Source organism: Caballeronia glebae, from assembly GCF_001545035.1.
In the GTDB taxonomy this organism is placed as follows: Bacteria; Pseudomonadota; Gammaproteobacteria; order Burkholderiales; family Burkholderiaceae; genus Caballeronia; species Caballeronia glebae.
In genome coordinates this window covers 1-11,795 of record NZ_FCOJ02000104.1, presented here as the reverse complement: position 1 = coordinate 11,795, position 11,795 = coordinate 1, and the positions used below count along the sequence as shown (strand labels likewise).

At 58.9% G+C, this 11,795-nt stretch carries 14 protein-coding genes; 8 read left to right on the top strand and 6 right to left on the bottom strand.

From position 1 onward, the window contains the following. The 4 genes from AWB82_RS35190 to AWB82_RS35175 all read left to right on the top strand — a co-directional run. The coding region (locus AWB82_RS35190; RefSeq protein WP_086973877.1) for a type II secretion system F family protein at positions 1 to 915 on the top strand (915 nt) is incomplete at its 5' end. 11 nt (positions 916 to 926) lie between these two features. Next, a complete protein-coding gene (locus tag AWB82_RS35185; RefSeq protein ID WP_083747110.1) occupies positions 927 to 1,556 on the top strand; it encodes a type 4 pilus major pilin in 630 nt (209 codons plus the stop codon). 15 nt (positions 1,557 to 1,571) lie between these two features. Further along, entirely contained in the window at positions 1,572 to 2,873 is a 1,302-nt protein-coding gene (locus AWB82_RS35180; RefSeq protein ID WP_086973876.1) for a hypothetical protein, read from the top strand. 403 nt (positions 2,874 to 3,276) lie between these two features. Further along, the gene (locus tag AWB82_RS35175; RefSeq protein ID WP_086973875.1) at positions 3,277 to 3,483 is read left to right on the top strand and encodes a hypothetical protein; all 207 of its coding nucleotides are present in this window, start codon (positions 3,277 to 3,279) and stop codon (positions 3,481 to 3,483) included. A gap of 122 nt (positions 3,484 to 3,605) precedes the next feature. Here the strand turns inward: AWB82_RS35175 and AWB82_RS35170 are convergent, their stop codons facing one another. The 6 genes from AWB82_RS35170 to AWB82_RS35150 all read right to left on the bottom strand — a co-directional run bounded on the left by AWB82_RS35170 (position 3,606) and on the right by AWB82_RS35150 (position 8,958). Then, entirely contained in the window at positions 3,606 to 4,601 is a 996-nt protein-coding gene (locus AWB82_RS35170; protein WP_086973874.1) for a CAP domain-containing protein, read from the bottom strand. 210 nt (positions 4,602 to 4,811) lie between these two features. Then, positions 4,812 to 5,186 (bottom strand): hypothetical protein, encoded by a 375-nt coding sequence (locus AWB82_RS35165; RefSeq protein WP_086973873.1) that lies wholly within the window; start codon positions 5,184 to 5,186, stop codon positions 4,812 to 4,814. Positions 5,187 to 5,189: 3 nt separating this feature from the next. Then, entirely contained in the window at positions 5,190 to 5,360 is a 171-nt protein-coding gene (locus AWB82_RS38150; RefSeq protein WP_200818277.1) for a hypothetical protein, read from the bottom strand. A gap of 21 nt (positions 5,361 to 5,381) precedes the next feature. Next, positions 5,382 to 6,572 (bottom strand): FlhC family transcriptional regulator, encoded by a 1,191-nt coding sequence (locus AWB82_RS35160; RefSeq protein ID WP_086973872.1) that lies wholly within the window; start codon positions 6,570 to 6,572, stop codon positions 5,382 to 5,384. Positions 6,573 to 6,638: 66 nt separating this feature from the next. Further along, positions 6,639 to 7,880, bottom strand: a complete 1,242-nt coding sequence (locus AWB82_RS35155; RefSeq protein ID WP_086973871.1) for a hypothetical protein — start codon at positions 7,878 to 7,880, stop codon at positions 6,639 to 6,641. A gap of 391 nt (positions 7,881 to 8,271) precedes the next feature. Continuing rightward, positions 8,272 to 8,958, bottom strand: a complete 687-nt coding sequence (locus AWB82_RS35150; RefSeq protein ID WP_086973870.1) for a nuclease-related domain-containing protein — start codon at positions 8,956 to 8,958, stop codon at positions 8,272 to 8,274. Positions 8,959 to 9,341: 383 nt separating this feature from the next. Between AWB82_RS35150 and AWB82_RS35145 the strand changes: the two genes are divergently transcribed. The 4 genes from AWB82_RS35145 to ssb all read left to right on the top strand — a co-directional run bounded on the left by AWB82_RS35145 (position 9,342) and on the right by ssb (position 11,527). Further along, positions 9,342 to 9,641 (top strand): hypothetical protein, encoded by a 300-nt coding sequence (locus AWB82_RS35145; protein ID WP_086973869.1) that lies wholly within the window; start codon positions 9,342 to 9,344, stop codon positions 9,639 to 9,641. 107 nt (positions 9,642 to 9,748) lie between these two features. Beyond that, entirely contained in the window at positions 9,749 to 10,183 is a 435-nt protein-coding gene (locus AWB82_RS35140) for a hypothetical protein (protein ID WP_077161675.1), read from the top strand. Between the two features lie 7 nt (positions 10,184 to 10,190). Next, the gene (locus AWB82_RS35135; RefSeq protein WP_235023575.1) at positions 10,191 to 10,976 is read left to right on the top strand and encodes a hypothetical protein; all 786 of its coding nucleotides are present in this window, start codon (positions 10,191 to 10,193) and stop codon (positions 10,974 to 10,976) included. A gap of 11 nt (positions 10,977 to 10,987) precedes the next feature. Then, positions 10,988 to 11,527 (top strand): single-stranded DNA-binding protein, encoded by a 540-nt coding sequence (ssb, locus tag AWB82_RS35130; RefSeq protein WP_086973868.1) that lies wholly within the window; start codon positions 10,988 to 10,990, stop codon positions 11,525 to 11,527. Positions 11,528 to 11,795 lie beyond the last annotated feature (268 nt).

Below are 11,795 nucleotides of genomic sequence, written 5' to 3'. Positions count from 1 at the left end.
GTGTTCGCGCGCATCCGCGAAACGATGCAGCGCGGGGAGAGCTTTTCGCTCGCGATTAAGCCGTTCATCCCCGGCGACGAGTACGCGCTGCTGGACATTGCCGACGAATCTTCGCGTGAGGACTCGGTCGTTCGTGGCTTTGAGCTCGCAGAAATGGCGGCAAAGGCTAAGCGTGTACTTTCGTCGACGACCTCGGTCCAGATGGCTTATCCGGCGTTGCTGCTGGTCTATATGTATGCCTACTGCATGCTGTTTGGCGGCGTCATCTTCCCGCAGGTGCTCGACGTCCGACCGCTCGACCAATGGCCCGATCTGGGCCGGTTCCTGTATCACGTCGACACGTTCTGCTACGAGTATTGGTGGCTCACGCTCACGTCGATCATCGGCCTTGTGCTCGCTTACTTTTCGAGCCTGAAGCGTTGGTCTGGGCCTCTGCGCGACAGGTTCGACCGCATGCCGCTACTTTGGCGCAATCGCCGCGATCTCCGCGCGGCGCTGCTCATCGTCTCGCTCGCAGGCCTGTTCGACTCCAATCTCACGTTGCGCGCGGCGCTCGACCGGCTTCTCAAGACGGCCGATCCGTGGCTGCGCTGGCATTTGAAGATCATGGATCGACGCTTGACGGCCCGGTCCGATGAGCCGATGCGCGCGCTCGACACAGGCATCTTCTCGGTGACCATCGTCGATACGATCACCGACGCTGCGGGCCGCGATCAGTTCGAAGCCGCTATCAAGAGCCTCGGCCGCGAGTCGCTCGACCGCGTCGTTGAAGCGGTCAAGCGCAACGCACGGGTGACGCATTTCATGCTGCTGGGCTTTGCGGCGGCACTGTTTCTGACTCTTGGCATCGGCTCCTATGTCGTCACCGGTGCCGTCAATCTCACATCGGGGAATCCCGCCGCTACCAGCTACTAAGGAAATACAAAATGACCAACGAGAAAGAACAAGCCGCCCAGATGGACACTATTGAGATGGATCCTATCAAGGCGCGGCGTGCGCGCATGCTCAAGATGGCGCGCGCGACCAAGCAGTCTGGTGAGTTGTCGATGATTGAAGCAGGCGCAGTGATGGCGGGTGCTGCACTGCTCGCGCTGGCCGTTTATGCGGGCGGCAAGTACGTGCTCGATCTGATCCATTCGTCGCAGTTCAAAAGCGAAGCGCAGATGTTCCACACCGGCATCCTGAACGCGACGCAGAACGACGCCGATTTCTCGTCCGAGACGCTCACGGTGCTGGCGCAGAATCACGCCTTCGATTCGGCAGGCTCGCGCGTTGCATCGGACAAGTCGGCGGTCAAGGGCATGTTCAATGGCACAGTGACGGCTGCCGTCGGCACGCTTGTTACCTCGAATGATTCGCTGATCCTCACGTATCCGGTCACATCGACGGTTTGTTCGCTGAGTGCGGCTGCCCTGATCACCGTTTACACGCAGGTGACTGTCAACGGCACAACGATCTTCTCGCCGACGGTCACGTTCAACCCGCAGACGGTCGCCACTGCATGCGCGTCGAACGGCGCGATGGCGTCGATGGGACTGTGGACGACCCGTACCTGATCGCGGACCGCCGACATGGGAAGCATTCTTGAGATGTTGATCGTCCTGGTCGGCGCGGCCTTGCTGACGGTACAGGGTATCAAGGAAGACATCGCTGCCAAACGCCAGAATCTGCTGCAGATCGAAGGGCAGAACATTGCGTCGATCAATTCGGCGCTCGGCAGCTACATCACCAACAACTACGCCTCGCTTATTCCAGTGGGGTATTCGCAGACGACTTCCACGCCCATCGCTGCGCCGACGCTGGCGCAACTGAGTGCGCAGTCGAATAACAAGGTCGCGTTCAAGAATGGGCCGTTCTGGGGCGGCACTTACCAGATCGCGTTGGCCGTTGTGCCCGACAAATGTTCGACCGCAGCGGGCAATTGCCATATCGCGTCGCAAATCTATCCAAGCCTGCCGCTTATCAGCATGACAGACAAGACGGCCGACATCGCCGGCGCCGGTGTCCTCGCTGCGGCCGGGGGAGCGCAGTTCGGCTACTCGACAAACCGGGCGCCTGCGACGGTCACCGGCATCCACGGCGGGTGGACATTGCCTAATCCAGTAGGCAGCAAGGCTGGGATGGTCCTCGCGATCAATGGATTCGGTGCGGACGGCAATTCGCCGTATTACCGCCGTGATGGCGCGCTCCCGCTGACAGGCACGATGAACGCGAATAATCAGGACATGCAGAACGTCGGCAATGTCACGCTCGGCGCGAACAAGGTCTTGAAGTTGCAGGCGGGAAACAGCCTGCAGATCGACAACGGCGCGATGTACTACGGTGACAGCGTGAATGCAGCCGTGCGTACCAAGGGCAACCTCTATGTGCAGAACTATCAGGGAACGGGACCGGCCGGGCTCAACGTCGGGGACGTCAGTTCGTCGGGGACAGTCTCGGGTAACACAATCAACGGCAACGTTGCGAACATCAACTACACCGCCAGCAAATGCAGCTGGAACGGAGTGACGATCCGCAACAATCTCATGTACGTGTGCAATAAGTGGGGAAACTGGGTAGGTGCGAGCACCTTAGTGAGCAACCAGTCGGCCGATGCCCAGTACAGCGGTTGGTATAACGGATGGGGCGTGACGCCTCCTTCATGCGGCCCCGGCGGCACGGCGTGGTATCGCATCACCCCGCAATCGCTGACGACCGATTATTCCAATCACAATCCACCGATCTCGGGCGCGCGATACGCGATGGGGTGGAACGGCTCGCAGTGGGTGCTTCAAATTTATGACGTACTCGCCGACGGTGCAAACACACTTGTGCAAGATCAGCTTGGCCTGCAAGCGCAAATCGACGTTGGCTGTAACTACCCAAATCAATAAGAATATGAAGCGACTTAGGACGGCAATCTCGTTTGTGCTGATGGGGACGCTTAGCGGTGTGCTGACGGCTCCAGTCACCTCCAACGCGGAATGGGTTCAGAATCCCATCGGCGTTCCGCGTGCTCCCGGGTGCGATCCGGGGTATTCGTGGCAGAAGCTCGGTGTGCGATATCAATGCGCCACGCCACAACCTAATTGCGCATACGGCTTTGCGAGCGGACCAGTCTGGACCGGGACAGCTTGGAACTACTCCTGTAACGTACCGCCCCCGCCAGCGTGCCAGAGCGGGTACACGCAGGCGGCCGCGCCGTCATGGAATGGCTCGGCGTGGGTCGGACAGGTGTGCACACCAAACGCGCAGCAACAACCGCCAGGGAATCCCGAGCCAGCATGCCGAGCCTACGTGACTCAGCAACTCGGATTTTGGCCGGGTTGGGGCGTGCAGAACTCAGTTTTCGATGACGGCACTAACACGACCTTCATTACGAACACCTACAACACATCCTTCAACACCTACCAGTACGCGATGTGCAGGGCGAGCGATAGCACGGGAGTCGTAAATGGCTACGACGTGCAGGGTTATGGCGACACCGCGGGCTCAGGCGGTTGAGGCGATCGTTGGCATCAAAACGCGGCGAAGGTTTCCTTTGGGGTAGTTCTTTCAGCCTTGCAAACAATAAAAAAGCCGCCAGATCGACTGGCGGCTTTGGTCTTTCTGCGATGCAGCCTTTGTTAGCCGACGATGTTTCCGGTCGTGAAGGTGAAGGTACGCGCGAACGCTACCCCGTTGACCGTACCCGTGAGCGAGACCGTGTATTGGGAGTTCGGGGACAACGGCGTGGTCGGGTAAGCGACGCCCTGGTACGGCAGCAGGAGCTTGTTCGGGTCTTTGGCCGAATCGAGAACCTGCAAGGCGATCACGTGCCCCGACGCATCTGTCATCGTGCCCGTTTGCATAACGATCGTATCAGTCGCGTTGCCCGCGACCGCTACCGGCGTACCCCAATTTCCGGATGTTGCGGGAGGGGTCGGGATTTCTCCAGCCGACGTGTAGGCAACGCCGGTAGTCCCTTGGCACGGGAACGTCAAGGGAGCGTTTGCCGCGACCTGCTGAAAGTTTGTGAGATGCAACGAAAACTGCTCTTGCGGGAAGCCGTTGTACGTTGTTGCGACCTTACCGATTCCGACCGTGTTCGCAGGCGAAGCTGCAATGCTGATATGGTACACGCCCGACTCAAACTCATAGACAGCCCGCTGACCATAATCTGCTTCCGTCAACGTCGCGTTCGTGTAATAGCCACCCGACACGCCGATGGAGCCGTTGTTCGCCGTGTAGCCGAAATGGGCTGCGCGATCAACGAAAGTCGCGCCTGTGAACCCAGGATTGCCCGAAACTTCGGTGTCGGTAATCACATTGTTCGATGCAAGATACTGCGCGTGTGCTGCCGTCGCCTGATCGAGCGCGGTGTTCTCCTGCAGGGCCGGGAAGCCGCACTGCTGGCGGTGTTGGTTGAGCAGGTTGAACGCCGCGAGATGGAAGCTGTCTGCAGGGTACTGAGGGGTCGTTAAATTTGCCGGATTGGTTGGAGTCGCGGGCGTGCTGGCACCGCTTGCCGGGGCCGCGGGCGATGCATCGCTGCTACCGCCGCCACCGCCGCCGCAAGCAGCCACCAGCAGCGATGCAGCGATCGCGGCCATCGAGAGTTTGAAGTTTTTCTGAATCGTCATTTGTTGTTTCCGATCTAGTTGTTGCAGTCGCCCCCGCGATCTGCTTACTTTCATCTTATCGAGCGGTGTTCAAAGTCAAGGCGACTCGGAAGTCCGCCGCGAAAACGCGTTCCTCGTTGGGAAATTGCCGTTGGCCATTGGCGGCGCAGGGCATTGTAATACCCGGTAAGGGGTTGCAATTCGGCACCGTTGTTTGGTCGCAACCGTTTGCTATCGCTGCTGTCCGCGGGCTCGAAAGTGTTTTACTCGCAAGGCGATAAATACGACGCCGATCACCACAGCAACGGCGACGGGCTGTGTTGCGCCTACCGAAGAGAGGAGTGCAGTGCCGCCCCAAAGGAGAATGAGAAAAGTCGCGAGCGCGCCGAACGCTTTGCTTTTCGACATTGCCGCGAATTGCCGCCGGCCTGAGCCGAACTGTTGGGCGAAACGAACATTGCTTCGCTCAAGGTCGAATGCTTCGTTCGGTTGTGCCGTCGCCCGATCGGCGCGGTAGTGCCTCTCATACCGTTGGAATCGCGCGTCGCCGCGGCCTTCGAGCCACGCGGCGACGCTGTCTGGAAAGAGGTAAGCGAAGTCCTGCATGGGTCAGTGCATCACGTCTGATTGGAACTCGATCGCACCTATTGCATCGGTGATGCAGCGTCCGTCGGACTCGGCGTGGTACTCGCCGGTCACTAAGTCGAGCCAGCCGAACTGAGGGCGGCCGTCGCGGGAGAAGACTACTAGACCGGCGTCGACGTTGAATTCATGCGGCATCAACAACTCCTTTATCTGTGACTATTTTTTGGTCTTGCGGCCTTTGCTCTTAGGCTCGGTCAGGCGCGGCTTCAGATCGCCAGTGCAACCGGGACATACGAAGTCCTTCGCCAATTCGATCTTCCCTTCGTCGTTGGCCAAGATGTACTCCGTCGCGCAAGTTCTGCACGGTGCGACATTCAACCTCGAATCGATCGCCATGGAGCGGGTGAGATGGTTCGCGCGGTCAGCAGAAACGGCGAGCCGACTACCGAACATCTTCTCGAGAACGTCGTTGGATGCAATCAGCGCTTCCGGGATGTTCGCTCCGTTGTTCAGCGCGCACCGATAAAGCCATACCAGCATGGTTGCTTGGAGTCGGTGCACGGGACGCTCGACGTACCACGTCAACGAGCTTGCACTATTGCCACATGGCGAGCTAACGCCGTGGATCTCTCGATAGGTGTTTCGAGTGATGGCCGAGGTCACGCCAAACAAGTTTGTGGCGGTCGAAGCGCGACAACCCTGGGTCATCAACAACCTCGCGTAGATCTCACGCCTAGCCCTGTCAAGCCGCAGGTCGGACCACAAATTCTTGAAAGGCAGCCCGCTCGGCTTGAGGTTCGAGGTGCGCATGACATAGTGAGCGACGGCCTCTTCGGTAAGCGAATCTGCGCCGTATTGTCTCCAGAAGCGCTCGTCGTCGAACCGCCATCTATACAGCGGGAAGCGAATCCCACCGATCGCTGCTTCCAGCCGACCGATCGGCAAGCCCATCAGGTACTCGGCTAACTCAAAGGAGATACCGAGGAGCGGCGCTGCGAGCACGCTCTGGTGAAGCACGTCTTTCAGCAGCGAAACATAGGCGCAGTTGAAATGGAAAATATCGCGCGCCGTCACGTCGTCGACGAAAGGCATCGCTGAGGACAGCTTTGACACTGCGGTGGAAAACATTATCCCGTCGACAAACGTCGCCCAATCGCGAGGATCCTGCAGCGCCGGCGACAGCGCGAGGAACGGCATGTTCATAAGCTTGGCCATCGGTACGGCGTGCGCCTTGAACGTTTCCATGTTGTCGAACGAGACGCCAAAGAATGCTTCGGCTCCGCTGTACCGGGCCAGTACCTTATGGATAACCGCGGTCAGCGAAAAGTTGGTCCGTTGTATCTTCTCAGCGAGATACGGCCGAAGGGCAATGTTGGTCTCAACGGCATCAAGCGTGGTGGTCGACATATTTTTATATTGTTCCTGGCGGAAGCGACCCCATCGCGTCCGCCACATCGTTATTGCAGTTACGTCTTACAGGTTCCGCAAGCCCGTCTCGATTTCGCTCAGTTGCTTGCGCATCATTGCGGCGAGCGTTTCGATCAACGGTTCGTGCTGCCCAAGCCCATCGGAAGCTTGAACTGCAACCTGAGCCAGCGACAGCTTGCCCGCGAATTGCTCGAATGAGGATAACGCTTCTTGCATCGCTGCTTGAACGCGGTTAGCAGCTTCGATGGCGCCGGCTTCTTTCTTCCTGTCGGCCTCAAGTCGTTCCAACTCGGCGCGCCTCTCGACCAACTGGTCTTCTAGCTGTTTAAGTTCAGCGTTGCGCTTTTCCAGTGATTCGGAAATGCTCTTAAATCCAGCGGGAGTCGTCTCCACTTCCTTGATCTGGACTTCCGGCTTCCGGTTGAGCAGCGCGTTTCTTTCCTCGTTCAGCCTTGCAATTTCCTTGTCCTTGTCCGCGAGGTCCTTTTCGAGGTTGGCTAGGCCTGCCTGCCGACCGGTGTAATAGCTGTCCATACGCTGGAGCTGGGCCTCTTTCTCAGCGATCAGTTTCGCAGTGGCATCGAGCTGTTGCTGAAGGCGGTTGGCTTCGTCCTCCGCGACTCGCTGAGCGGTTTTGCTGTCCTCGAGCAGCGCCTCGTAGTTGTCCAGGTCTGCTTTTTGGTCAGCGAGTGCCTCTTCCTGCTTCTGCAGCGTCGCCAGCATTTTGCGAACGTCTTCGCGGGTCATATGCTCGTTGGCTTGCTTCGCCGCAAGAATGACAGCAACCTGCTCGTCGGTCACGTGGTCCGCAGCGAGGATGTCGAGTTCGCCGACGTTGAATACGCGGATAGCCTCGGTGTTGTCGAGGAACGCTTCGTAGCAACGCATGTACTTGCGGGCTGCCGCCATCTTGACGCCGAGCGCCAACTCGAAGAACGAATATCCCAACGTCGCGGCCCGCCGCAGCGAAGTTGTCTTGTTCCCCGACGTTGCGACCATCACGTTCTTGATCAGGTGCATCGAGTTCATCAGCAGACCGCCGATCGTTTTGAGGTCGGTCGAGACTCGCGCTCTCGCCTCCCCAATCGTCACCATGTTTTCGACGAGCTGGGCGATGAGATCGGCGAACTCGTCACTGTCCCCGAAAATCTGCCGGGCAACCATGTCAATCTTCGAGCGTTCGGCACCGCTTGCGGAAACTCCGCCAAATATGTCGTCCAACGGATCGTGGATTTCCGTTTTTCGCAGTTGCAGTTGCTTTTTAGAATCGTCACTACTTGAGGACATAACTTCTCTCCAAATTTTGCAGCGCCCCCGCGCGCTGCGTTCCAAACCCCGCAAGGACTTCGCTCGCGGGTAAGAACATGGTGTCAGTACACAGCCGCCCGCATTCGCGGGTGAGCGCACTCACTCGCCACAGGCAGTTCTCATCCCGTGCAACTTTTGCCGTCGGAGCACGTTCTTTCTCACATATGTAAGCGATCGTAACGGCGCTCCGGAGCGCGTCTGACATTAAAAGACGTTGTTTTTACCCCGTCTTTCGCGTTCCGGGAGCGAAAGGTAGTGTTTTTGTCCACCTTCGCAAACGATTAACGGTTCATTTTTGAAACTCTTAAGCGATTCCTGAGTTTTGCCGTGGAAGCGATTACCTAGCGGAAACGCTTGAAACTTTTCCAAATTACCGGTATCCCCGCTTCGTGCGGACCTTGTGCGCCATGAAACCTTCGGTCGAGGCGTCTGCATACATGAGTACGGCTTCGCGGGCCTTGGCGACGTCCACCGTCGACGTGCCGGTGCGCTCCGCACGCTTGGAACGCAACCAGTGGGGGAGGTCGTCCAGTGCCAATAGATCGGTCGGTAGTTCCGGATGCAGGATGACACCTGGCGACACGAAGAGACCCGCGCCAGCGACCGGCCACATCGCAGGAAGCTGCTCTCGGAGGAAGCGGATCTTGCTGCGGTTCTGCTCGATCGGCGAGCGGCGGTCTTCCGCCTTGCCGTTGGGCGCAGTCCGTGTCAGGGTGTCGGGACGATTCGACGGCGCGATGCGGCCGGACCAATTCTTCGTCTCGAAAACGAAGACGCCGAACGGCGTGATCGCGAGGTGATCAATCTCTGCGGTGGGGAATGCAGTCCCGGGAGCATGTTCTATAAGCAACGTCCCTTCGTGCAGGTAGAAGTTGTCGCCGCACAGCCATTCGAGGGTCGTTCGAAGCTTTGCTTGAGCCAGAGCTTCGCCGGCCGCACCGATATCGTCCGACGAGCGCTTTGCGCGATGGGCGCTGCGCGGACGAGATCGGCTCCGCTGCTTGATGGCTTTGAATACGCGGTAGCCGCCGACTGCGACAAGCATTTCGAAGAACATTCGCTGCCTCCCTGTTGAGCATGTAACTAGCATGCCAAGGGCAAATGGAAGTCAAGGGAGCACCGCGGCGCTGCCACGTTCGCGCCGAAAATCGAAAGGCGGTGTGAAATTGGGAGCTTTCGCGCGCACGCGTTCACCGCGTGCGCGTAAATTGCCTGTTATCCCCGCGTCAACGACGCATCGACCCCGAGCCGCAGCTAAGCATCATTGCGCGCTCGCGATCTCTTCTTTCTTCCGCATTGAGCTGCTTCCGCCACGCCTTATAGAGCCGTGACGAAAGCGTCTCTCCGCGCGCCTGTTTTTCCTGCTCACCCGAGCATCGAAAACCATCCAGCGCTGTACTGGCTGGACATCCCCTAGTGCGTCTTTTTCTGGAGAGAAAAATGCCGAAGCAGTTGGTAATGAAGGCGATGAAATCGCCCGGCTGGTTGGTCGCTGTTTGCTTTGCCCTGTGGTTTGCCGCGCACTCGTTCTTCGCCTTTCTGTTTGTCTCGTTCACCGTCGCGGTCTGGATCAAGAGATCCATTAAAGCGGCGTTGAAAGAAGAGAAAGCTGAGGATTCGAAGGCGCACGCGCCCGCCGTTGTCGCTCCGGCTACCGCCGACGCCAACGTCACGCCCATCAAACGTCAGTACGCCAAGTCCGCAGTGGTCGTTCCACTTAAGACAGGCACCGACGACTAGTCGCTACGCCTGAATGTCAAGACTGCCCGCGCGGGCGGTCTTGACCCCTCACCCCAACGGGAAACCATCCCGTTGCGGGCATGGGTTCCCGTTTATCGGAGATTCCCATGCAAGCAGAAGTAGAAGCATGGCAACTGGACATGTTCGACGCTCCTCCAGCGCCGATCACGCGTGCCCGAGCCAAGCCTGATCCGCTGCCCGATCCGCATCTGTGGAGCGAGGCGGTAAAAGACAAAATGGTCGACGCGTTGATCAGTCTTGCGACTGACAGCAGACGCGGCGACAACATGCCCGAGTCGTTGATGGACTGCGCTGTACTGTTCAGCGAGCGACTCAGAAACAGAAAGAAGATGGAACTCGAAGACTACCGAGCAACGCTCGGCTGGGTCATGGAGTTCTGGAGCGGGGCGCTGCCGTATCGGTATGTCTGCAAGATCAACGGCGTCGATCCGGAATTCTTGCAAGACATCATCCTGAGCAACCCGCTGCTCAAGCGCGACATGGAAGAGGTGCGTCGCGAGTGCTTCGGCACGCTGGTGTAGGAGGCCGATGATGAACACATCAACATTCGGCCGGCTGCTCGGGACGCTTTTCGGAGCGACGCCGCAGCCGCAGCGTCGCAGCGGCAATCCCGCAAGCCATTCATCCCCCGTTGAGGTCGGCAAGGGCGGCGCCAACGAACGGCACATCGCCATCGCAGGACAGCCGATGCTGTTCCGTGATGAAGGTGGCGTCGTCGTGCAGTTTCGTCCGGCGTTCGACTACGAGCTGCGACCAACGGCTGTCGGCATGAAGCTGATACCGGCGCTCGCGCCGCACTGGGAAGTGCTCCACGAGTACAAGGGCTCGTTGGCCGACGCCATTGCGGCTGCCCTCAAGGGCGCTCATGCGCAAGACACGCCTTCGCCCGACGCCAAACCCGTTCGACCAGTCAATGTCAGCGACGCGCGACTCCGGCCAGAAGTTGCGGACGCCGCCGTGTCAACGCCCCCTCGATCCGCTGAGTCGTCACATCGGCGAACCGAGCGCGCGAGGTACGGGGTCTTGAGAGAGTGGGGGGAGAAACGATTCCCCGATGGCAAGCGCCCTGGCAAGACGTATGAATCGTTTTGCGTGACGCTCGAGCATCGCGGCGAGACGCACGTTCTCCAAGGTGAGGGCCTCCGCGACGCGATCGCAGAGTCGGCCTGTCGCATTGGGGACCGCGTTGAAGTCAAACGGATCGGCAAAACTAAAGTGCCGGCAGTCGATGGACAGGGACGGCCCAAGCTAGATGCCCGCGGCGAGCAAGTGCTGTGGGACAAGTGGCTTTGGTCTATTTCCAAAAAATCTTAAAGGAGTTAGTTATGGCATCAGTAAACAAAGTCATCCTTGTCGGCAACCTCGGGGCTGATCCGGAGACGCGCTACCTGCCGAGCGGCGATGCGGTCGCGAATATCCGACTCGCAACGACCGATCGCTACAAAGACAAGGGCTCGGGCGAAATGAAGGAGCAGACCGAATGGCATCGAGTGTCGTTCTTTGGTCGGCTGGCTGAGATCGTCAACGAGTATCTGAAGAAGGGCTCGTCGGTGTACATCGAAGGCAGAATTCGCACGCGCAAGTGGACGGACCAAGCCGGGCAGGAGCGGTACTCGACGGAAATCGTCGCAGACCAAATGCAAATGCTCGGCGGCCGCTCTACGGGCGATCGTTCATCTAATGACGGGTTCGAGAGCCAACGCCCTGTACGTCAAGAACGTTCGCAGCAGCCGCGATCGAGCAACCCTGCGCCGGCGAGTCGCGAGCCGCAATCGACATCGTATGGTGGAGGCGGCGGCTTCGCAGATGATGACGACATACCCTTCAGGGCGCATCTGATGGGCCGCGAGTGGGCTGCGATCTAATCCCGTAACACCTCACCTCGCTTCCTGTTTCTTCTCACCTTCGTTGCTTCGTCGAACCGGAAACGGTCGGCGAAGCCGCGAAGCGGCTCTTCCTGCGCGACGCGCCCTCTCTGTCGCTACACCCGCCTTTCGCTTCCCCTGCTGAAAAAAGCCGCCCGCCGTGCTCGCCTCGCGCGAGTCGGACGGCTTCTTTGAGCACGGTTTCACCGCCTGTTCAGGCATCGACCTCAACCACACCACAACTGGAGTGCCAATGAATGTAAAGGAC